General features: G+C 69.2%; 22 protein-coding genes. 10 read left to right on the plus strand and 12 right to left on the minus strand.

What is annotated here, in order from left to right:
• The first annotated feature begins 63 nt into the window (after positions 1–63).
• The 4 genes from ON19_RS07925 (at position 64) to ON19_RS07940 (ending at position 3845) form a co-directional block, all read left to right on the plus strand.
• On the plus strand, positions 64–645 hold the full coding sequence (locus ON19_RS07925; protein ID WP_043688616.1) for an FKBP-type peptidyl-prolyl cis-trans isomerase: 582 nt from the start codon (positions 64–66) through the stop codon (positions 643–645).
• Positions 646–905: 260 nt separating this feature from the next.
• On the plus strand, positions 906–2282 hold the full coding sequence (tig, locus tag ON19_RS07930) for a trigger factor (protein WP_043688667.1): 1377 nt from the start codon (positions 906–908) through the stop codon (positions 2280–2282).
• A 236-nt stretch (positions 2283–2518) separates the two neighbouring features.
• On the plus strand, positions 2519–3106 hold the full coding sequence (locus ON19_RS07935) for an ATP-dependent Clp protease proteolytic subunit (RefSeq protein ID WP_043688617.1): 588 nt from the start codon (positions 2519–2521) through the stop codon (positions 3104–3106).
• A 70-nt stretch (positions 3107–3176) separates the two neighbouring features.
• Positions 3177–3845 carry an ATP-dependent Clp protease proteolytic subunit gene (locus ON19_RS07940; RefSeq protein WP_040865481.1) on the plus strand — a complete coding sequence of 223 codons (669 nt, stop codon included), beginning with the start codon at positions 3177–3179 and terminating at the stop codon, positions 3843–3845.
• Between the two features lie 140 nt (positions 3846–3985).
• Here the strand turns inward: ON19_RS07940 and ON19_RS41690 are convergent, their stop codons facing one another.
• Positions 3986–4144 carry a hypothetical protein gene (locus ON19_RS41690; protein ID WP_157229623.1) on the minus strand — a complete coding sequence of 53 codons (159 nt, stop codon included), beginning with the start codon at positions 4142–4144 and terminating at the stop codon, positions 3986–3988.
• A gap of 161 nt (positions 4145–4305) precedes the next feature.
• On the opposite strand from ON19_RS41690, the gene clpX reads away from it, so the two are divergent.
• From clpX to ON19_RS07955, 3 genes are all read left to right on the plus strand, one after another.
• Positions 4306–5586, plus strand: coding sequence for an ATP-dependent Clp protease ATP-binding subunit ClpX (gene clpX / locus ON19_RS07945; protein WP_043688668.1), 1281 nt, complete (start codon positions 4306–4308; stop codon positions 5584–5586).
• A gap of 143 nt (positions 5587–5729) precedes the next feature.
• On the plus strand, positions 5730–6140 hold the full coding sequence (locus tag ON19_RS07950) for an STAS domain-containing protein (RefSeq protein ID WP_051168638.1): 411 nt from the start codon (positions 5730–5732) through the stop codon (positions 6138–6140).
• A gap of 25 nt (positions 6141–6165) precedes the next feature.
• Positions 6166–6432: a ribosomal protein bL12 gene (locus ON19_RS07955; RefSeq protein WP_051168639.1), complete on the plus strand. Its 267-nt coding sequence runs from the start codon at positions 6166–6168 to the stop codon at positions 6430–6432.
• Positions 6433–6469: 37 nt separating this feature from the next.
• Here ON19_RS07955 and ON19_RS07960 read toward each other — a convergent pair whose 3' ends face one another.
• The 5 genes from ON19_RS07960 to ON19_RS07980 all read right to left on the minus strand — a co-directional run bounded on the left by ON19_RS07960 (position 6470) and on the right by ON19_RS07980 (position 10272).
• Positions 6470–7345: a hypothetical protein gene (locus ON19_RS07960; RefSeq protein ID WP_227954425.1), complete on the minus strand. Its 876-nt coding sequence runs from the start codon at positions 7343–7345 to the stop codon at positions 6470–6472.
• A 225-nt stretch (positions 7346–7570) separates the two neighbouring features.
• Positions 7571–8140: a carboxymuconolactone decarboxylase family protein gene (locus ON19_RS07965; RefSeq protein ID WP_043688618.1), complete on the minus strand. Its 570-nt coding sequence runs from the start codon at positions 8138–8140 to the stop codon at positions 7571–7573.
• Between the two features lie 109 nt (positions 8141–8249).
• Positions 8250–8627 carry a nuclear transport factor 2 family protein gene (locus ON19_RS07970; protein WP_043688619.1) on the minus strand — a complete coding sequence of 126 codons (378 nt, stop codon included), beginning with the start codon at positions 8625–8627 and terminating at the stop codon, positions 8250–8252.
• Between the two features lie 33 nt (positions 8628–8660).
• Entirely contained in the window at positions 8661–9455 is a 795-nt protein-coding gene (locus tag ON19_RS07975; RefSeq protein ID WP_043688620.1) for a helix-turn-helix domain-containing protein, read from the minus strand.
• Positions 9456–9642: 187 nt separating this feature from the next.
• Positions 9643–10272 (minus strand): dihydrofolate reductase family protein, encoded by a 630-nt coding sequence (locus ON19_RS07980; RefSeq protein WP_043688621.1) that lies wholly within the window; start codon positions 10270–10272, stop codon positions 9643–9645.
• Positions 10273–10466: 194 nt separating this feature from the next.
• Here ON19_RS07980 and mihF point away from each other — a divergent pair, with 194 nt between their 5' ends.
• A complete protein-coding gene (gene mihF / locus ON19_RS07985) occupies positions 10467–10781 on the plus strand; it encodes an integration host factor, actinobacterial type (RefSeq protein WP_029895202.1) in 315 nt (104 codons plus the stop codon).
• A gap of 95 nt (positions 10782–10876) precedes the next feature.
• Here mihF and ON19_RS38765 read toward each other — a convergent pair whose 3' ends face one another.
• The 4 genes from ON19_RS38765 to ON19_RS08005 all read right to left on the minus strand — a co-directional run bounded on the left by ON19_RS38765 (position 10877) and on the right by ON19_RS08005 (position 16036).
• Positions 10877–11416, minus strand: a complete 540-nt coding sequence (locus tag ON19_RS38765; protein ID WP_051168645.1) for a hypothetical protein — start codon at positions 11414–11416, stop codon at positions 10877–10879.
• Between the two features lie 81 nt (positions 11417–11497).
• A complete protein-coding gene (gene fdhD, locus ON19_RS07995) occupies positions 11498–12337 on the minus strand; it encodes a formate dehydrogenase accessory sulfurtransferase FdhD (protein ID WP_043688622.1) in 840 nt (279 codons plus the stop codon).
• 112 nt (positions 12338–12449) lie between these two features.
• Positions 12450–14786 (minus strand): FdhF/YdeP family oxidoreductase, encoded by a 2337-nt coding sequence (locus tag ON19_RS08000; RefSeq protein ID WP_051168646.1) that lies wholly within the window; start codon positions 14784–14786, stop codon positions 12450–12452.
• Between the two features lie 83 nt (positions 14787–14869).
• A complete protein-coding gene (locus ON19_RS08005) occupies positions 14870–16036 on the minus strand; it encodes an FHA domain-containing protein (protein WP_043688623.1) in 1167 nt (388 codons plus the stop codon).
• Positions 16037–16573: 537 nt separating this feature from the next.
• On the opposite strand from ON19_RS08005, the gene ON19_RS08010 reads away from it, so the two are divergent.
• Together ON19_RS08010 and ON19_RS08015 are read left to right on the plus strand one after the other, a co-directional pair.
• The gene (locus tag ON19_RS08010) at positions 16574–17245 is read left to right on the plus strand and encodes a TetR/AcrR family transcriptional regulator (RefSeq protein WP_043688624.1); all 672 of its coding nucleotides are present in this window, start codon (positions 16574–16576) and stop codon (positions 17243–17245) included.
• Positions 17246–17287: 42 nt separating this feature from the next.
• The gene (locus ON19_RS08015) at positions 17288–17806 is read left to right on the plus strand and encodes a GNAT family N-acetyltransferase (protein ID WP_043688674.1); all 519 of its coding nucleotides are present in this window, start codon (positions 17288–17290) and stop codon (positions 17804–17806) included.
• Between the two features lie 37 nt (positions 17807–17843).
• Here the strand turns inward: ON19_RS08015 and ON19_RS08020 are convergent, their stop codons facing one another.
• Together ON19_RS08020 and ON19_RS08025 are read right to left on the minus strand one after the other, a co-directional pair.
• Positions 17844–19385: a glycerol-3-phosphate dehydrogenase/oxidase gene (locus tag ON19_RS08020; protein WP_043688625.1), complete on the minus strand. Its 1542-nt coding sequence runs from the start codon at positions 19383–19385 to the stop codon at positions 17844–17846.
• Positions 19386–19431: 46 nt separating this feature from the next.
• A complete protein-coding gene (locus ON19_RS08025; RefSeq protein WP_043688626.1) occupies positions 19432–20061 on the minus strand; it encodes a TetR/AcrR family transcriptional regulator in 630 nt (209 codons plus the stop codon).
• Positions 20062–20100 lie beyond the last annotated feature (39 nt).

A 20100-nucleotide genomic window follows, 5' to 3' on the forward strand; every position in this document is an offset into this window, starting at 1 on the left:
CGTCGCGGGAGGGTCGTCCGCCCGGCCGAGCGGACCGGGCGCACGTGGTCTAGGGTCCGCGGCATGCACATACTGGGAAGGATCATCGGGATCGGCGCCCTCGCCGCGACGACCATCGCGCTGGCGGCCTGCGGCTCGGACGACGAACCGACCGCCGCGACCGTCTCCTCGACGAACACCACCGCGGCGGCGGGGCCTTCCGCCGCGCAGCGCCCGGCCACCCCGAGCAAGGGCCGGGAGTGCACCGCCGACGACATCCGCGTCACCGGCGACTTCGGCGCCGCGCCGACCGTCACCATCCCGGACGACTGCGATCCGCCCAAGCAACTGATCACCAAGGACCTGATCGAGGGCGGCGGCCCCGGCGCCGAGCCCGGCCAGCCGCTGACCATGAACTACGCGCTGGTGACCTGGTCGGACAAGAAGACGCTGGACAGCTCGTTCAATCGCGGCAAGCCGTTCCAGCTCGACCTCGGCGCCGGCCAGGTCATCGACGGCTGGGACCAGGGGCTCGTCGGCGTCCAGGAAGGCTCGCGCCGGCTGTTGATCGTGCCGCCCGAGCTGGGCTACGGCGCGGGCGGGCGCGGCATCGCGCCGTACGAGACGCTGGTCTTCGTCACCGACGCGGTCTCGGTGGGGAAGTAGCCCCGGCCCGCGCGGCCCGCCGAGCCACCGCCGGATGCAGGCCCGCTCGACCGGTCAACTAACCTGGTCGGGATGCGTGGCGTACGCCGCACCCCTCGTCGTCTCGGCCGAGGCCGGGACTCCGGTTCGGATCGGCGCCGGTGGGGGAGCGCGGCAGCCAGCGTAGGGCCGCCTCGTCCGCCATTCCGACCCCGGAGTGCGGGGTGGCGCGCCGCACACCGAACGTCAACCAGTACGAACAACGAACAAGGAGCATGTCCGTGAAGAGCACCGTCGAGCAGCTGAGCCCGACCCGGGTCCGGATCAATGTCGAGGTGCCCTTCGATGAGCTGAAGCCCGATTTCGACCGTGCGTACAAGGCGCTGGCCAAGCAGGTCCGCATCCCCGGTTTCCGTCCCGGCAAGGCGCCCGCGAAGCTGCTCGAGGCCCGCCTCGGCCGTGGCGCCATCCTGGAGCAGGTCGTCAACGACGCCCTGCCCGGTCGCTACAGCGAGGCCGTCACCACCTCCGAGGTGAAGGTCATCGGACAGCCCGAGATCGAGATCACCAAGATCGAGGACGGCCAGGAGCTCGCCTTCACCGCCGAGGTCGACGTGCGTCCGGAGATCGCCCTGCCGGACTACGAGAGCATCGCGGTCACCGTCGACTCGTTCACCGTCGGCGACGAGGACATCGAGGAGCAGTTGCAGTCGCTGCGCCAGCGCTTCGGCACCCTGGCCGGTGTCGAGCGTCCGGTGCAGGACGGCGACTTCGTCTCGATCGACCTCTCCGCGACCGTGGACGGCGAGGAGGTGGCCGAGGCCGCCACCACCGGCCTGTCCCACGAGGTCGGCTCCGGTCAGCTCATCGAGGGCCTGGACGAGGCGCTGGTCGGATTGTCGGCGGGCGAGTCGAAGGAGTTCACCTCGAAGCTGGTCGCGGGCGAGCATGCGGGCAAGGAGGCGGTCATCACCGTCACCGTGCAGACCGTCAAGGAGCGCGAGCTGCCCGAGGCCGACGACGAGTTCGCCCAGCTGGCCAGCGAATTCGACACCCTGGAGGAGCTGAAGGCCGACCTGCGCAGCCGCGTCGAACGGGTCAAGAAGGTGCAGCAGGCGGGCGAGATCCGCGACAAGGTGCTGGAGACCCTGCTCGAGCAGGTCGAGGTGCCGCTGCCCGAGGCCGTGGTGAAGGCCGAGATCGACGCCGTGACCCACGACGCGGTGCACGGCTTCGATCACGACGAGGCCAAGTTCGCCGAGGCGCTCGAGGCGCAGGGCAGCACCCGCGAGGAGTTCGACACCGAGACCAAGGAGGCCGCTGAGAAGTCGGTCAAGACCCAGCTGCTGCTGGACGCGATCGCCGAGGCGGAGGGCACCCAGGTCGGCCAGGACGAACTCACCGAGCGGATCCTGTTCCAGGCGCAGCGCTACGGCATGTCGCCGGAGCAGTTCATCCAGCAGGTGCAGCAGGCGGGCCAGCTCGGCGCGGTGTTCGCCGACGTGCGCCGCGGCAAGGCGCTGGCGGGCGTGGTCGGCAAGGTGACGGTCACCGACTCCGCGGGTAACCCGGTGGACACCGCCGAAATGTTCGGCGAGCCCGCCGATTCCGCGGACGAGGACAACGCGGGCGAGACCGCCGCGGCGGACGCCGAATAATTCCATGGAATGTCGGCGTGATCGACGCCCGTGAGGTGCGCTGATTGCGCTGTGAGCGAAGAAAGGGCGGTACCGGGAGTTCGGTGCCGCCCTGCTTCGTTAATGTTTGTGACGGCAAGTTGGATACGCCCGGTCCGATCGGGTGCGGCGTACCCAACCAGTGATGGCTATGTGGCAATCCGCAACGAGCCGGCGAGAGAAGGCAGGTATCCGTGACAATCAACCAGGCAGGGGTCATGACAACCGCGACTGCTGGTCTCAACCTCAGTGATTCGGTGTACGAGCGCCTGCTGCGTGAGCGCATCATCTTCCTCGGCACGCAGGTCGACGACGACATCGCCAACAAATTGTGCGCGCAGCTCCTGTTGCTCTCGGCGGAGGATCCCACCAGGGACATCTCGCTCTACATCAACTCGCCGGGCGGCTCGGTGACCGCGGGCATGGCCATCTACGACACGATGCAGTTCGCCGAGTGCGACATCGCCACCTACGGCATGGGCCTGGCCGCGTCGATGGGGCAGTTCCTGCTCACCGCGGGCACCAAGGGCAAGCGCTACGCGCTGCCGCACGCGCGCATCATGATGCACCAGCCCTCCGCGGGGATCGGCGGCTCGGCGGCCGACATCGCGATCATGGCCGAGCAGTTCGCGCACACGAAGCGGGAGCTGAACGAGCTGCAGGCGATGCACACCGGCAAGTCGGTCGAGCAGGTCACCGCCGACGCCGACCGCGACCGCTGGTTCACCGCGTCCGAAGCCCTGGAATACGGCTTCATCGACCACGTGATCAGCCACGCGAATCAGGCCAACGGCGCCAAGAAGTAACGCACCGGATCACCCACAGGCCCCCGGACACCTCGAACGTCCGGCCGCCGCACCGACTTTGGAGACGAAGATGGCCAATTCGATCGACCCGCGCGCCGGCCTGTCCGGCATCGCACCGCAGAGCCCGCAGGCGCGCTATATCCTGCCGTCGTTCATCGAGCACTCGAGCTTCGGCGTCAAGGAGTCCAACCCGTACAACAAGCTGTTCGAGGAGCGCATCATCTTCCTCGGCGTACAGGTGGACGACGCCTCGGCGAACGACATCATGGCGCAGCTGCTGGTACTGGAGTCGCTGGACCCCGACCGCGACATCACCATGTACATCAACTCGCCGGGTGGCTCGTTCACCTCGCTGATGGCCATCTACGACACCATGCAGTACGTGCGCGCCGACGTCGCCACCGTCTGCCTGGGCCAGGCCGCCTCGGCCGCGGCCGTGCTGCTGGCCGCGGGCACCCCCGGCAAGCGGGCCTGCCTGCCCAACGCGCGCGTCCTGATCCACCAGCCGTCGCTGGAGGGTGGCATCCAGGGTCAGGTGTCGGACCTGGAGATCCAGGCCGCCGAGATCGAGCGCATGCGTCGCCTGATGGAGACCACGCTCGCGCGGCACACCGGCAAGGACGCCGACACCATCCGCAAGGACACCGACCGCGACAAGATCCTGACGGCCGAAGATGCCAAGGAGTACGGGATCATCGACACGGTGTTCGACTACCGCAAGCTCAGCGCGCAGAAATAAGTCGCGAATAGTCGTTTCCGGCCTGGCCGGGACGACGGGGCGAATTGCCGATCCCGGCGGTGATTCGCTTGTAAATTGCTTCGCAACAGGGAATTCCGGCCGGGAAGTATGCCACGCGGTATGCTGCCCGGCCGGACCGCTCACGCGCCGCCGAGGTTCGAGAATTTGTTCGAACCCCGCGACGGCGCGTCGGGCGGTCGGGAGGTCTCGATCGCCGGTCCGGCGGGCGGATCGCCTTTCGGCGTCGTGACAACACGCACAACCCGCGCGAGAAACATGCGCGAGTTGTCGACCTCCATCCCGAACACCGGGTACGGTCGACCTAGGGACCTTTGCTCCCGGTTGACAGCACTGCCCACCGATCCAGAATCAGCCGATGCGTTTGCGGCTGCGAAAGTGGTGGACAGCTGGCAACCTGGACGGACGGTTGCACGCGGACAAGGAAGTAGGGACCCACGAGATGGCGCGCATCGGAGATGGCGGCGATCTGCTGAAGTGCTCGTTCTGCGGAAAGAGCCAGAAGCAGGTCAAGAAGCTCATTGCGGGACCAGGGGTGTACATCTGCGACGAGTGCATCGATCTCTGCAACGAGATCATCGAGGAGGAACTCGCCGAATCGAGCGAGGTCAAGCTCGATGAGTTGCCCAAGCCCGCCGAGATCCGGGACTTCCTGGAGAACTACGTCATCGGGCAGGACACCGCCAAGCGCACTCTCGCGGTGGCCGTCTACAACCATTACAAGCGCATCCAGGCCGGTGACAAGGGTCGCGACAGCCGCGGCGAGACCGTCGAGCTGGCCAAGTCCAACATCCTGATGCTGGGCCCCACCGGCTGTGGCAAGACCTATCTGGCCCAGACGTTGGCGAAGATGTTGAACGTTCCGTTCGCCATCGCCGACGCCACCGCGCTCACCGAGGCCGGATACGTCGGCGAGGACGTCGAGAACATCCTGCTGAAGCTGATCCAGGCCGCCGACTACGACGTCAAGCGCGCCGAGACCGGCATCATCTACATCGACGAGGTCGACAAGATCGCCCGCAAGAGCGAGAACCCGTCGATCACCCGCGACGTCTCCGGAGAGGGTGTGCAGCAGGCGCTGCTGAAGATCCTGGAGGGCACCCAGGCGAGTGTGCCGCCGCAGGGCGGACGTAAGCACCCGCACCAGGAGTTCATCCAGATCGACACCACTAATGTGCTGTTCATCGTGGCGGGCGCCTTCGCGGGGCTGGAGAAGATCATCTCCGACCGTACCGGTCATCGTGGCATCGGATTCGGCGCCGAGGTGCGGTCCAAGGCCGAGATCGACACCACCGATCACTTCGCGGACGTCATGCCGGAGGATCTGATCAAGTTCGGCCTGATCCCCGAGTTCATCGGCCGTCTGCCCGTGGTCGCCTCGGTGACCAACCTGGACAAGGAATCGCTGGTCAAGATCCTCTCCGAGCCGAAGAACGCACTGGTCAAACAGTACGTCCGGTTGTTCGAGATGGACGGGGTCGACCTCGAGTTCACCGACGACGCGCTGGAGGCCGTCGCCGACCAGGCGATCCTGCGCGGCACCGGCGCGCGCGGCCTGCGGGCGATCATGGAAGAAGTCCTGCAGCCCGCCATGTACGACATCCCCAGCCGCGACGATGTCGCCAAGGTGGTCGTCAACGCGGACACCGTCAACGACAACGTCCTGCCCACCATCGTGCCGCGCAAGGCACAGCGGGCGGAGCGCCGGGAGAAGTCCGCATAGTTCGGGTGTGGCGGCGTTCTCGCGGGGGTACCTCTTCGTGAGGGTTGAGCAAACAGCCTAGTTCCGGCGTGGGTTTCGCCCGGGGCGCATCGTTCCCGTGAGCACTGTACGAGATTGCCGCGGGCGACAGGACCGAGGTCCTCATGTCGACAGGCTTGGCCAATCCCACGTACGTTCTCCCCGCCGTTCGCAACGCCGATCACCCGGCCGAGCGGCTCAAGATTTCCGTTACCGCCCCGAGCGACCTGGTCACGCTGTGTGCGCTCGCGGGCGAGGTCGATCACTTCACCGTCGAGGTGTTCCGCCGCAGGCTGATCGGTTCGCTGGGCGCGGCGGCGCCGGTGGTGGTTGTCGATCTGTCCAAAGTCACGTTCTTCGGCGTCCCCGGGCTACAGGTGCTGATCGACGCACGCTCTGTGCTGGCGCAGACCGGTCGCAGGCTGCGTCTGGTCACCGGTCCGCGGTGCGTGGACCGACTGCTGCAACTGGCCGGTGATCGCGCGCGCTTCGAGGTCATGCCGAGCCTCGCCGACGCCGTGCTCGCCGCCGCCTGAACCGCGCGCTCGTTACGATCGGTTCATGTTTGCCAACCGGCGCTTGGAGCGCAAGGTCGACGCATTGCACGTCAAGCTCGATCTGATCATGACCCATCTGGGCATCGAGGCACCGGCGCCGGTCGCGCCGGTGCGCGCCGTGCCGTCGGTTCCGCGCGGCGACGGCATGGCGGAAGTCGACGCACTACTGGTGCAGGGCAAGAAGATTCACGCGATCAAGCGGTATCGCGAGCTCACCGGCTGCGGGTTGAAAGAGGCCAAGGACGCGGTCGAACGGCGATACCCGTACTGACCGCCGGGACCTTCGTCGCGCCGCTGCGCGGGCGCACCTAGCTGTGCGCGCCGTGGACCAATTGAGCGTGGAAACTCACGGGGAGGTCGGCGCCGGACCGAGTGTCTTCCGGGGAGCGTTCCGGCAAGGGCTCGTGCCCGATCGGGTCGGGCAGATTCCGTACCTGCTCGGTGGCGTAGCTGATCGCACGCCCGTATCGAGCGCTCGCGGCGTCGTGGATGAGCAGTGCGACGCCGATCATCACCGGAGCGACCCCGTGGACGGCGGCGTCGAACCACCGCCCCTCGCTCACGTAGGGATAGGTGTTCAGAGCCACGGTGAGTGCGAGCAAGGCGACTTCGGCAGCCGCCACTTGGCTGCGGTTGTCCAGCACGCCCCACTCGGTGACCTTGTTCGTGCCGATCATGATGATGATCAGCGACACGCTGATCATCGCCTCGAGCAGGTAGCTGAACCAGTACAGCGGGTCGGTCGGCCCGCCCGGCGCGATGTTGTGCTGGACGTTGACCGCCGACCACAGCATCCCGGCGGCGACCACGCCCGCCAGCGAGCCGAGCGACCACGAACGGTGCCGGTACAGCGACGCCAGCCTGACGTGCGGGCTGGACGCGCGGCGCTGCGCGGCGATCGCCTTGCGCGCCAACAGCAGATCCCTGATCTCGGCCTTCTCGATGGCCTCCGAGGTGTGCCGCGCCCGGTCGGATGCCGCGGCGGACGCCTCGGCCTGCTTCCAGCGCTGGTCGCGATCCTGGGTCCGGATCCGTTCGGCCAGATCGCGTTCGGCGAACAGTTCGTCCTCCGACAGGGCGCCGGTCAGTGCCGGGTCGAACTGATAGGCGAGGCGGCCGCGGGCCTTCTCGACTCGTCTCGCCAGCCGTGCGACGTCGTCGTCCGGGGTCTGTTCGTCGAGCATGCGGCTCCAAACGGTCGGGCGGAGGGGAACTCGAGAAACCGAAGACGCCGGTACGGCCTACCGTTCAGCCGAGCTCGCAAACGATAGCTCGCCGGCCGCGGCGCGGCCGGCGAGGTCAACACCTCTTATTCTTAGTGCATTCCACGCCGCAGCGACAGTCCGGAGTGCCCGCGACGCCGAAGTACCAGGCCGGGCCGGACCTTTCCCGCAGCGCCGCGGCCACTTTCACGCCCAGGGCACCCGGCAGGAATCGGTGCTGAAACCCTGCGCGGTGATCCCCAGCGCCGAATTGAACCGGGCGCGTGAGTTTTCCAGCGCGATCTGATAGCTGAGCTCGATGACGCCTGCTCGGCCGAAGCGCCGCTCGAGGTCGGCGACCTGCTCGTCGGTGGCCGCGGTCGGCGTGGCGGTCATCGCGTCGGCGTAGGCGATGGCGGCGCGCTCGTCGTCGGAGTACAGCGGCGAGGTCGCGTAGTCCGCGATGTGCTCGAGCCGAGCGACGTCCAGTTCGCCCAGGCGCATCAGCATGGCGCCGAAGTCGACGCACCACGAACAGCCGATCGTCCACGCCGTCCGGTAGACGGCGATTTCGCGGATCACGGCGGGTAGGGCCGTGCTGGCCTTGTCCACCATGGTCTCGTGGACCGCGTTCGCGGTGAGCAGCTTCGGATGGTTGGCGGTGACGGCGAAGGGCTCCGGCACTTCCCGGAAGCGGCGCTTGGCCAGCCGGTACAGCAGCTTGGTCATCGGTCCGGCCTGCTGCGGGGTGACGGCGGCGATACGGGTGACGCCCATGGCGGTCTCCTTCGATCAGCGGATGTGGTTCCTACTTCTCGGACGAGAGACCGTGCCGGAATGTGATGGGGCCGCGGCTGTGACCTGGCACACCCGGCCGCCATGCGGGTTACTCGGGCTCGACCCGCATGTCCTCCTGACTCCAGTAGGCGCGCATCCCGGTGATCCGGCCTTCCTCGTCGAACTGCATCACGTCGATCGGCGAGAGGACGAAGCGCTGCCCGCCGACCTTGGTGACGATGGTGAACGGGAACGCGGCTTGGTTGCCCGCGATCCTGATGTCCTCGGGCCGCAGTTCGGTCTCTCGATCGAGTGCGGCGATCACCTCGTAGAACTCACGGATGGCGTCGTGGCCGCGCTTGGGCGGGGTGCCCACCGGGTCCTCGACGATGGCGTCGGGCGCGTACAGGTGCACGATCTCCTCGGTCGGGCCCGAGCCGACCAGCTTGACGTACTGCTCGACCACGTCGCGGATCTGCTTGGCCATGAGTCTCCTTCGAAGTGAAACGTGTTCTAATTTTCAGCCTAGCAAGTCCGCGCGTCCGATTCGATCCCCGTACGCTCGGTCCAGTACGACGATCCGGACTCCGGTGGACAGCAGCGCGGTGGGCGAGAGTCCGAACAACGCGCGGAACGCGTCACTGAAATGAGACGGGCTGGCGAATCCGGCGGCGGCCGAGGCGACGGTGAGGTTCGCGCCTTCGGCGATCGCGCGTCCGGCGCCGAGCATCCTGGCCCAGAGCCGGTATCTCCGGAACGAGGTGCCCGCCTGGGCCGAGAACAGGTGCAGGAATCGCGACTCCGACAGGTGCGCCGCCGCGGCGAACCGGTCGGCGGTGAGTTCTCGTTCGGGATGGGTCAGGAGGGTCGCCATCGCCTCCGCCACGCGCTCGTCCAGTGCGGGGACCGGCGCCGCACCGACGAGTTCCGCCAGGGAGCACGGATCGGGACGTGCGTCGCGCGCGGCCGCGACGAGTGCGGTCTCTGCTCGGTGGTCCAGTCCGAATTCGTTGTCCCACCGGATCATCCGCTCGCGGCATGCCCGAGCGGTGCGCGATCCGGGGTCCAGATAGCAGAACATCATGTGGTCGCCGCCCGCGACCACGCGATGTACCCGGCGCGGCGGGATCAGCGCGCTGCGTGCGGGGCGCGCGATGTCGTCGGCCTCGAGCGTGAACGGGGCGTCCACCCCGACGGCAAGGCAGTCGACCGCGGTCGAATGCGCCGCCAGACGCAGCGACGGTCCGCGATAGATCGCCTGCCCGGCCCACAGCCACAGCGCCGCGGACGCTCCCGGCGGAGTGCTCGGGTCCATGCCGTCATGCTGTCACGGCCGGGTGAACCGCCACGGCGGTCTGTTGTGTGACGCGGGTAGCGGCGCCGTTCGGTGCGGGCCGATTGCGCCGGATTCGGGGGATCGCCGTTGATCCCCCCTGGTTCGCCGTTGAACCGTGACCCGCGCTCGGTGTTCGCTGACTCTGTCGGGAATGGTGCACCCGGTGTTACTGCGCGGAGGCGGCCGCTTCGGAATAGTCGCCGTACCGAGGCGCACCGGCGTTGCGGTAGGTGCCGATGACGATGCCGCTGCCGGTCACGCGCGAATCCGTGAGCCGCAGGCCGGTCGGCTGGACATCGGCGCTGAACAGGCGCTTGCCGGTGCCGAGAAGCACCGGAAAGGTGAGCAGGTACAGGGTGTCGATCAGCCCGTGCGCCAGCAGGCCGCGGGCGAGGTTCCCGCTGCCGTGCATCTGGAGTTCCCTGCCGGGCCGTTGTTTCAGGGCGGTCACCTCGGCGAGCAGGTTGCCACGCAGTAGCTCGGCACCCGCCCAATCGGTGCGCTCCATGGTCCGGGACGCGACGTACTTGGGCAGCGAATTCAGCTTCGTGGCCACCGGATTGTCCGGATCGGTGACCTTCGGCCAGTAACCGGCGAAGATCTCGTAGGTCCGCCGTCCGAGCAGGAACGCGTCCACCCGGTCGAAGACCGAATCGACGAAAGCGCCGAAATCCTCGTCGCCGAACGGCACCGACCAGCCTCCGTGGGTGAAACCGCCGCTGGTGTCCTCCTGTGGACCGCCGGGCGCCTGGCACACGCCGTCCAGCGTGACGAACTGGGTGAGGGACAGCTCCATGACGTGGTGTTCCTTTCGTCCTTTTCGCCCGTCGGGCATCGGCCGTTCACCGATTCCGACGGCGTGGAACGAGGAAATTCATCGCTATTTCCGCTGTTCGTGCCCCGGTGTGTCGAGCTTGCGCTCTCGGTGCCGTGCTGTTTACTCGGTCCGGTCAACCAGATGTTCGAGTGACGAGTGGAAGCGGAGGAGACATGGCACTGCCTACCATGACCGCAGAGCAGCGCACCGAGGCCCTGGCCAAGGCGGCTGCGGTCCGCAAGGCACGCTCCGAACTGATCGGCAAGGTGAAGGCGGGCAAGGTTTCGGTCGCGGACCTGCTGAAGAAGGCCGACTCCGACGAGCTGGTCAAGAAGACCAAGGTGGCCGCGGTGATCAAGGCCCTGCCCGGTGTCGGCCCGGTGAAGGCCGCGAAGCTGATGGACCAGGCGGAGATCCCCGAGGACCGCCGCATCGGTGGTCTCGGAGCGCGGCAGCGCGCGGCGCTGCTCGACGCGCTGAAGGACTGACCGGCGGGAACTCGCCGTCTTCTACGGACGCACCGGATCACGCCCGTGGTGATCCCCCACGGGCGTCCCGGACCCCCGCCGGACCGGGTGGCCGGTCAGCGGGATGCGCGGGGTCCGCGGCGGGGGAAACGCACTGTGATCGGTTGCGGATCCGACAGCGGCAGATTCCCGCGCGGCGGAACGAAGACGCAGACCGCTCCGCCGACCACGAGCAGGAACGCCGCGATGAGGCTGGTGGTGAAGCTCGCCGCGCCCAGCTCGGCCGGCTTGTGCAGGACGTGGTACAGGAAGTGGGGGATACCGAAGGTCAGCCAGCCGACGCCCGCGATCCGGGCCGCCGTGGTCCCGTCCACGACGAGCGCGGCGATCGTCACCGCGGTCAGCGCGAGGAAGAAGGCCCCGACGTCGGCTGCCAGATGGTGGTTATAGGGGCCGTCCGCCGCCACCCACCGAGCGCCGAACCCTGGAAAGCTGGTGTACCAGGAGTGCGGCGCCAGGGTGGCCCAGAGGCCGATGACGGCGCCTTGCGCCGCCAACACGGCCAGCACGATCCGCGTGAGCAGCAGGCGGCGGTACTGCGCGAACCGCATCCGTACCCGTAGGCCCTCGGAGTTCCCCTGCACCGAGATCCGCATCGGCCGCTCCGTTCCCGCCGAATCCATTCCGGCTCCGTGCAGTCACGGTAAAACGCGTGCCAGGCGGGGGGCAATAGTGAGTCAGGCCAACCTGGAGCTCGCGCCGGGAACGGCGCGGATCCGCTCGGGGGCGCTGTAGACGTTCATGGTGTCGCCGCGGAGGAAACCGACCAGGCTGAGTCCGGCCTCGCCGGCGAGATCGACCGCGAGCGAACTCGGCGCCGAGACCGCGCCAAGCATCGGAATCCCGGCCATGACGGCCTTCTGCACCAGCTCGAACGAGGCGCGCCCGCTCACGATGAGCACCAGATCGTGGGCGGGGACCCGGTTTTCGCGCAGTGCCCAGCCGATCACCTTGTCCACCGCGTTGTGCCTGCCGATGTCCTCACGCACCGCCAGCGCTTCGCCCTCGGCGGTGAACAGTCCCGCGGCGTGCAAGCCGCCGGTGGCGTCGAACACCGACTGGCGGTCGCGCAGCATGCCGGGCATGGCGGCCAGGGTGTGGGCGTCCACCACGGGGCCGCCGGGCGGCAGTGGGAATCGGGTGCGGGTGCGCACCTCGTCCAGGGCGGTCTTGCCGCACAGTCCGCAGGCGCCGGTGGTGAGGAAGGCGCGGGTCGGCACCGGGACGGGAGTGCGCAGGGTGACGTCCAGGACGTTGTAGGTGTTGCGGCCCTGGTCGTCGGTGCCCGCGCAGTAGCGGGCCGCGACGATGTCCTCGCCGGAGCCGATCATGGCTTCGCTCAGCAGGAATCCGTGCACGAGGTCGATGTCGTCACCGGGGGTGCGCATGGTGACCGTCAGCGATCGTCTGTCGATGCGGATCTCCAGCGGCTCCTCGACGGCGAGGGTGTCCGGACGCAGGATCTCCCCGGTGGGCGAGATCCGGCGCGTGCGGCGGCGGGCGGTGACGCGGCTCATACTGCGATTCTTCCGGCATGAGCGGGGCGCTGCGTGGTTACGCACTGCTGTCTCCCGGCATGAGCGGTGCCGTGCGTGGTTACACGCTGCTGCCGCCTCCGGGTCCGATCGCTCATGCCGGATCCCGGTCGGCATGAGCGGGGAACGGCTTTCCGCCGGTGCTCGCTTCGAATCGGATGGTGACCGCTTTGGAGACGGGTGTGTTGGACCGTTTCGCGACGTGGTCCAGCGGCACCAGAGGATTGGTTTCGGGGTAGTAGGCGGCGGCGTTGCCACGCGGCGTGGGGTAGGGCACCAGGCGGAAGCCTTCGACGCGGCGTTCGGTGCCGTCGGTCCATTCGGAGACGACGTCCACCAGATCGCCGTCGGTGAAGCCGAGCGCGGTGATGTCGTCGGGGTGCACCAGGACGACTTTGCGGCCGTTGTGGATGCCGCGGTAGCGGTCGTCGAGGCCGTAGATGGTGGTGTTGTATTGGTCGTGGCTGCGCAGGGTTTGCAGGATCAGCCTGCCGTCGGGGACCGGCAGCCAGGTCAGTTCGTTGACCGCGAAGTTGGCCTTGCCGGTGGCGGTACGGAATTCGCGGGCGTCGCGCGGCGGGTGCGGGAGCTGGAACCCGTTGCGCTGGCGGACTTTCCCGTTGTAGTCGGTGCAGCCGGGAACGACGCGGGCGATGGCGTCGCGGATGGTGTCGTAGTCGCGGGCGAAGCGCGCCCACGGCACGGCGTGATCGGCGCCGAAGAGTTCGCGCGCGAGTTCGCAGACGATGGCGACCTCGCTGCGCAGGTGATCGCTGACCGGCTTCAGCCGGCCGGTGGACAGATGCACCATCGACATCGAGTCCTCCACCGACACCTGGTTTTTGGTGCCGTCCGGGGCGAGGTCGAGGTCGGTGCGCCCGAGGGTGGGCAGGATGAGGGCGGTGCGGCCGTGCACGAGGTGACTGCGGTTGAGTTTGGTGGAGACCTGCACGGTGAGCGCGCAGCCGCGCAGCGCGGCCTCGGTCACGGCGGTGTCGGGGGTGGCGGAGACGAAGTTGCCGCCCATGCCGAAGAAGACTTTCGCGTGCCCGTCGCGCATGGCGCGGATGGCCGCGACGGTGTCGAGGCCGTGCTCGCGCGGGCTGGTGATGTCGAACTCGCGGTCGAGGGCGTCGAGGAAGGTGGCGGGCATCTTCTCCCAGATGCCCATGGTGCGGTCGCCCTGGACGTTGGAGTGGCCGCGCACCGGGCACACACCCGCGCCCGGCTTGCCGATCATGCCGCGCAACAGCAGCAGGTTGATGGCCTCCTCGATGGTGGCCACGGCATCGGCCTGCTGGGTCAGCCCCATCGCCCAGCACAGGATGATGTTGCGCGACCGGGCGAACACCTCGGCGGTGTGCTCGAGTTCGGCCGTGCTGAGGCCCGTCGCTTCCAGCGCGGTGGCGAGATCCACCGCGCGCACGTGCTTTTCGTATTCGGCGTAGCCCGCGCAGTGGGCGTCGACGAATGCCCGGTCGACGACCGTGCCCGGCGCGCGATCCTCGGCTTCCAGTAGCAGGCGGCCCAGCGCTTGGAACAGGGCCATATCGCCGCCGAGGCGGATCTGCAGGAAGTCGTCGGCGAGCGGCACACCGGTGGTGACGCCCTTGACCGTCTGCGGATCGCGGAAGGCGAGCAGCCCGGTCTCCGGCAGGGGATTCACCGCGATGATCCGGGCGCCCTCGGCTTTCGCGGCGGCGAGCGCGCTGAGCATCCGCGGATGGTTGGTGCCCGGGTTCTGGCCCGCGACGACGATCAGGTCGGCCTTGGCGACGTCGTCGATGGAGACCGAGCCCTTGCCGATCCCGATCGAACCCGACAGTGCGGCGCCGGAGGACTCGTGGCACATGTTGGAGCAGTCGGGCAGGTTGTTGGTGCCGTAGCTGCGCACCAGCAGCTGATAGAGGAACGCGGTCTCGTTGCTGGTGCGGCCGGAGGTGTAGAACACCGCCTCGTCGGGCGAGTCCAAGCCGCGTAGCGTGTCCGCGATCAGCCGGTAGGCCTCGTCCCACGCGATGGGGGAGTAGTGGGTGTCGCCGGGCCGCAGCACCATCGGGTGGGTGAGCCTGCCCTGCTGGCCGAGCCAGTAGCCGGACTTCTCGCTCAGTTCGGCGATCGAGTGCGCGGCGAAGAACTCCGGCGTGACCGTGCGCAGCGTGGCTTCCTCGGCGACCGCCTTCGCGCCGTTCTCGCAGAACTCGGCGGGCCTGCGATGGCCGGTCGGCTCCGGCCAGGCGCAGCCGGGGCAGTCGAAGCCGTGCACCTGATTGACCCGGGCCAGGGTGCGGGCGGTGCGGATGACACCCATCTCCTCGACCGAGCGCTTCAGCGCCACCCCCACGGCGGTGACGCCCGCGGCCTGCTTTTCGGGCGGGGTCACCGTCAGCTCGGACTCGTCGATGTCCCGGCTCGGTCCTTTTCGGTGCATGCCGTCATTGTCCCTCCACGCGGCGGGGAGCGGGCGTGGACCGGTCTTCGTCCGTCCCGGTGGTCCGGTGCGGACGCGGGTCATCAGCGGCGGCGTGCGCCTGCGATGTCGGCCATGCCCGTGCGCTGGTCGTCGCCGCGGTAGGTGAGGACTCGCTCGCTGATGCGGACGCGCCAGCCCGGCGGGAGTTCGGTCGGGGATGTGCTGATCCGAGTCCACTGATCGGTGCCGGGAGCGGCGATGAAGGTGCCGGAGGTGGCGGCGGCGTCCCGGACGTACACCTTGCCCGCGTCGACCGACACATAGGCGTGCACGCGGGAGACGTGGCGGTCACGTTGGATGACGATCGGGGTCGCGGTGGCGGCGCGGACCGATTCGTCCACCTGCGGCCCGCGCCCGATGACATAGGCGCGGTTCAACGGGTAGGCGGCCCCGTCTTCGGTGACCAGGGCGCCGACGGCGGCTTCGCCGGACGGCGCGGCCGGGCGCGGGACTCGCGTCCCACCGTTCTCCGGCGCTTTGCGCAAGGCGACCGGCTCGTGCGTGGGCTGCACCTGCGACCAGGCGAGCGGTCGATCCGCGGCGGGGCGGGGCGGACGCGGTTTGGCAAGGGGGCGAGCCGATTCGGTCGGCCGGGCGGGCGGCGCCACAGGCGCGACCGCGTCGGAAGCGCCGGTCGGTTCGGGCGTCGCCGTGAAACCGGCCGCGGCCGTCGGCTCCGGCTCGGCCGGTGCGGAAGGTTTGGATGGCCGGGGCTCGACGGTCTTCCCGGCGCTGCGCACCGCGGCGTGCAAGACGAAGCCGCCGCCGGGCACCACGCCGGCGCGCAAGTCGGTGCGGGGCAGCGCGGTCGGTGGCGCGCCGGTGCCCGCGCCGATCGTGATGCGGCGCACCGGTTCGCGCACGATCTCGTCCACCCAGGTGAACGCACGCCCGCCGTCGAGGCGGCGGGTGCCCTCCGCGCCCTGGATCTCCGCGGTCACCGCTCCGCGCAGCAGGATCAGCATGCCGTCGTCGGTCGGCGCGACGACTCCGAACGGCGGCGGTTGGACCGTGCTGCCGAAGATCACCGCGGCGAGACGCTGCGCCAGCGCGGCGCCGGGGTGATCACCCTCGGCCACGGCTTCGATGGTGCCGAGTATCCGGTCGGTGGAGGTGGTTTCGGCACCGAGATAGGCGACGACCGCACCGAAGCGGGCGACCAGTCCGTCGCCCGGTGCGACACCCACGGTGGACGGTTTCTTGCGCACCCGCGCCCTCCTTCCCGGCGCACTACCGGCATTCCGAAGCCAGCATAGAGCGTCGGTGGCGACCGAACCGGGGGCTTGAACCATCACGAAGCCGAATCCTGGAACGCTCCGCTGTGCTGTCCGGTGCTCGAATCACGCGCTGCCGTCCGGGTTCTCACGCGCGGTTCCGTCCGCCTGTGCGACGGCTGTGAGCTGCGGGTTGTGGTGTTTTCCGCAGCAACAGACAGTCATGTGTGAAATTCTCTGCTGTGTCTTGGATCACGTGACGAGTCTTGTTGTGATCGTTTTCCTTGCCGACTGGGCCACGGGTAGGCAGGCCGTGTCGTCGGCGCTCCCGCTGTCCGTTCGTATGTCCCGTTTGCGACGACCCGGCTCGCTCATCGCTCGAACTTCGGCACGCGCTGGGGTGCGATGCACGCGGGTGTATCTGCGGTACCGGGCAGCCGGTCGCGCACCGTGACGCAAGCACGCCCAAGCGCGGTGCGCGGGCACGTGCCGATCACCCGAACGGCGTTCGTCGCTGGTTATGCTCGGCGCATGAGCGCAGCAGCCGTCAGCCGCCGGTCCCGCCCGGCCAAAGCTCCGCTGAGTCGCGAGGTGATCATCGAGACCGGCCTGCGCATCCTGGATCGGGATGGTGCGGCGGCGCTGACGATGCGCCGGGTGGCGCAGGACTTGGACACCGGCGCCGCCTCGCTGTACGTCTACGTCGCCAATCGCGACGATCTGATGACCGCCATGCTCGACCATGTCCTCGGCGCTGTCCCGGAGCCCGCCGGAGCGGATTGGCGGGAGCGGCTCGCCGCGCTGGTCGATGCCATGGTCGCGGCGATGAGCAGGCACGAAGGGCTTGCGCTCGTCGCGCTCGGCGCGATCCCGGACAGCCCGAACGCGTTGCGGCTGGTGGAACTGATGCTCGGCTCGCTCACCGAGGCGGGACTGGACGACCGAACCGCCTCGTGGGCGGTGGACCTGCTCTTTCTCCACATCACCGCGTCGGCGGCCGAACAGAGCGTGCACAACGTCGGCGGCGGTACCGAGCAGGAGTACCTCGCCGGGATGCGGCGACGCTTCGCCGAGCTGCCCGCCGACCGTTATCCCCTCGTCGTGGCCATGCGGGACGCTCTGCTGGCCGGTGACGGCGACGCGCGGGCGGCGTGGGCGGTGCGAGTGCTGCTCAACGGCGTTCTCGCCACGCGGGCGGAGTGAAATTCGCTGGTGCGCTCGGCGGTGCGGAGGCAGAATGAGCCGGTGATCCGGCCGGCGACAACCGCAGACCTTCCCGTGCTGCAAGACATCGAAACCGCGGCGGGCAAGCCGTTCGCGGACATCGGGATGACGGCCGTGGCCGACGACGAACCTCCTTCGCTGACCACGCTGGAGGAGTTCCAGCGCGCCGGGCGCGCCTGGGTGTGGACCGACGAGGACGTGCCGATCGGCTACCTGGTGCTGGGGGTGGTCGACGGCAACGCTCATATCGAGCAGGTATCGGTGCGCCCCGACTACGCGGGGCGCCGGATCGGCAAGCGTTTGATCGATCGGGCCGCCCGCTGGGCCGTCACCGCGGGCCTGCCCGCGATGACGTTGACCACGTTCACCGACGTTGCCTGGAACGGGCCGTATTACCAGCGGCTCGGCTTCCGGTACCTGTCGGCGGACGAGGAGACGCCGGGGCTGGTCGAGTTGCGGGCCGCCGAACGTGCCCACGGCCTCGACCGCTGGCCGCGCGCGTGCATGCGCGCGGAGTTGACCGCGTGGTCGATGGAATGACCGCCTGCCGCGCCGGACGAAGCGACGGGCGCGTCCCCTAGCCGACAGCGGCGACCGCGGCCGGGGCGGCGGCCGCGCGATCCTCGGCGACCAAGCCGATGCGTGTGCGCCGATCCAGCAGATCCTCGGCGTCGAGCGCACCTTCGTGGGACACCGCGAACGCGAATTCGGCGCCGAGCACGTCGATTCCGGGCGCCACCGGATCGGCCAGCGCCGGATCACGGCGCGCCGCGGCCTGTACGGCGGACGCCTCACTGCCGTAGCGCTCGATCAGCACGGGCGGGGCGTCGATGTGGTCGCGCGCCGCGCCGGAGACCGCGCCGACCAGGGGAAGCTGCCGGGTGCGGCACGGCCGCGCGGCGAGACCGCCGTGCGCGACGGCGGCGTCGATCACGTCCTCGGCCATCTTCCGGTAGGTCGTGAGTTTGCCCCCGACAACGGTGATGATCCCGGTGGGGGACCGCAGCACCGCGTGTTTGCGGGAGATGTCGGCCGTGCTGTCGTCGGCGGTCTGCAGCAGTGGCCGCAGTCCGGCGTACGAGCCGCGGATATCGGCGCGGGTCAACGGTTCACGCAGGGCCGGATTGATGGTGTCGAGCAGGAACTCGATCTCACCGTCGGTCGGCTTCGGCTCGTCGGGTACGGGTCCCGGCGCGTCCTCGTCGGTCAAGCCCAGGTACACCCGGCCGTGCGCGGCGGGGAAGGCGAAGACGAAGCGGCCGATGCTGCCGGGTACCGGCACGGTGAGCGCGGCGGTGAGGCCGCCGAAGGAGGCGGCGGAGAACACCAGGTGGGTGCCGCGGCTGGGCCGCAGCCGGATGCTCGGATCCACCTGCTCGGCCCAGACGCCGGTGGCATTCACCACGGTGCGCGGTCGCACCGTGAGGGTCTCGCCGGTGCGAATGTCGCGCAGTGTCGCCGAATCACCGGACACCGCGAGCGCTTCGACACGGGTCAGCACCCGCGCGCCGTGTGCTGCCGCGGTGCGCGCCAGCGCGACGACCAGGCGGGCATCGTCCACCAGCTGTCCGTCCCACGCCTGTAGGCCGCCGCGCAGGTCCGCGCGGCGTACCGTCGGTGCGAGCCGCACGGCCTCCGCGGCGGTGACGTGCCGGGACCGGGGCAGGATGGCCGCTGGGGTGCCCGCCCCGCGCCGCAGCAGGTCACCCGCCAGGAAACCGGCGCGCACCAGGGCGGCTTGGGCCGCGCCGATGCCCGGCAGCAGCGGCACCAGTTGGGGCAGCGGGCGCACCAGATGCGGTGCCGTGGTGCGCATCAGGATGCCGCGTTCCACCGCGCTCTCGTGGGCGATGCCGATCCGGCCGCCTGCCAGGTAGCGCAGGCCGCCGTGCACCAGCTTGGAACTCCACCGGCTGGTGCCGAAGGCCAGATCGTGGCGCTCGACCAGGACGGTTCGCAGCCCGCGGGCGGCGGCATCGAGGGCGGCCCCCGCGCCGGTGACGCCGCCGCCGATCACGAGGACATCGATCTCGGCGCCGTCGCCGAGGTGGGCCAGGTCCGCGGCGCGGCGGGCGGCGTTCAACGCGGAGTCTCCGGTGCGCACCGAATTCGTGGTCATCACAATGCCTTTCCGATCCAGCAGGAAGCGTTGGAGCGCGTGCTCGTCACGGTCGCTTTCGGTCGCCGTTTTCTGCGGCGGCGTGGTCGTCGAGATAGCCGTCGATCGCGTGGCGGAGTTCGGTGTCGAGCTGCTCGCCGGCCAGCAACGCCGCGACGGTGCCCGCCGACTGCACCGCCGACTGGGCGATCAGCAGCAGCATCGTGGCCATCCGCTCCGGATCACCGTCGCGAATGGAGCCGTCCTGCTGGCCTTCCCGGATACCCGCCGCGAACAGCTCGATCAGTGCGCGCTGGTTGCGCCCGAGCCGGCCGAAGACGTAGGTGAGCATCAGATCGGTGTCGGTGCGGAAGATCTTGCCGAACAACGGATTCGACCGGACCGTCGCCGCTCCCGCGACCACGCCCTCGACCAGCCTGGCGCGCGCGCTGCCCGCGGCGGGCATCGTCTCGGCCACGATGCCGCGCAGCTCGCGGACCAGCAGTTCGGCCACCAGCGCGCCGGTATCCGGCCAGCGGCGGTAGACGGTGGGCCTGCTGACGCCCGCTCGCCGCGCCACCTCGGTGAGCGTGGTGCGGCGTACGCCGAACTCCTGCACGCAGGCGCGCGCCGCGTCCAGGATCGCCAGGTCGATCGGCGAGAGCGAGTTCCCGGCGAAGTCGTCAGAAGCGTTCAAGGTGTCACCCGGTAGTCGATTGGTCCGCGGGGCGCGGAC

It is taken from the genome of Nocardia abscessus NBRC 100374 (assembly GCF_000308455.1).
GTDB classification, from domain to species: Bacteria; Actinomycetota; Actinomycetes; order Mycobacteriales; family Mycobacteriaceae; genus Nocardia; species Nocardia abscessus.

Excerpts from the sequence above, each read along its gene's own strand:
- ON19_RS07925 (WP_043688616.1), top strand. The coding sequence starts at position 64 with ATGCACATACTGGGAAGGATCATCGGGATCGGCGCCCTCGCCGCGACG.
- ON19_RS07950 (WP_051168638.1), top strand. The coding sequence starts at position 5,730 with ATGTCGACAGGCTTGGCCAATCCCACGTACGTTCTCCCCGCCGTTCGC.
- ON19_RS07980 (WP_043688621.1), bottom strand. The coding sequence starts at position 10,272 with ATGGAGCTGTCCCTCACCCAGTTCGTCACGCTGGACGGCGTGTGCCAG.
- ON19_RS07955 (WP_051168639.1), top strand. The coding sequence starts at position 6,166 with ATGTTTGCCAACCGGCGCTTGGAGCGCAAGGTCGACGCATTGCACGTC.
- fdhD (WP_043688622.1), bottom strand. The coding sequence starts at position 12,337 with ATGAGCCGCGTCACCGCCCGCCGCCGCACGCGCCGGATCTCGCCCACC.
- ON19_RS08010 (WP_043688624.1), top strand. The coding sequence starts at position 16,574 with ATGAGCGCAGCAGCCGTCAGCCGCCGGTCCCGCCCGGCCAAAGCTCCG.
- ON19_RS07935 (WP_043688617.1), top strand. The coding sequence starts at position 2,519 with ATGACAACCGCGACTGCTGGTCTCAACCTCAGTGATTCGGTGTACGAG.
- ON19_RS41690 (WP_157229623.1), bottom strand. The coding sequence starts at position 4,144 with ATGGAGGTCGACAACTCGCGCATGTTTCTCGCGCGGGTTGTGCGTGTT.
- mihF (WP_029895202.1), top strand. The coding sequence starts at position 10,467 with ATGGCACTGCCTACCATGACCGCAGAGCAGCGCACCGAGGCCCTGGCC.
- ON19_RS08000 (WP_051168646.1), bottom strand. The coding sequence starts at position 14,786 with ATGCACCGAAAAGGACCGAGCCGGGACATCGACGAGTCCGAGCTGACG.
- ON19_RS38765 (WP_051168645.1), bottom strand. The coding sequence starts at position 11,416 with ATGCGGATCTCGGTGCAGGGGAACTCCGAGGGCCTACGGGTACGGATG.
- clpX (WP_043688668.1), top strand. The coding sequence starts at position 4,306 with ATGGCGCGCATCGGAGATGGCGGCGATCTGCTGAAGTGCTCGTTCTGC.
- ON19_RS08020 (WP_043688625.1), bottom strand. The coding sequence starts at position 19,385 with ATGACCACGAATTCGGTGCGCACCGGAGACTCCGCGTTGAACGCCGCC.
- ON19_RS07970 (WP_043688619.1), bottom strand. The coding sequence starts at position 8,627 with ATGGCCAAGCAGATCCGCGACGTGGTCGAGCAGTACGTCAAGCTGGTC.
- ON19_RS07940 (WP_040865481.1), top strand. The coding sequence starts at position 3,177 with ATGGCCAATTCGATCGACCCGCGCGCCGGCCTGTCCGGCATCGCACCG.
- ON19_RS07975 (WP_043688620.1), bottom strand. The coding sequence starts at position 9,455 with ATGGACCCGAGCACTCCGCCGGGAGCGTCCGCGGCGCTGTGGCTGTGG.
- ON19_RS07960 (WP_227954425.1), bottom strand. The coding sequence starts at position 7,345 with ATGCTCGACGAACAGACCCCGGACGACGACGTCGCACGGCTGGCGAGA.
- ON19_RS07965 (WP_043688618.1), bottom strand. The coding sequence starts at position 8,140 with ATGGGCGTCACCCGTATCGCCGCCGTCACCCCGCAGCAGGCCGGACCG.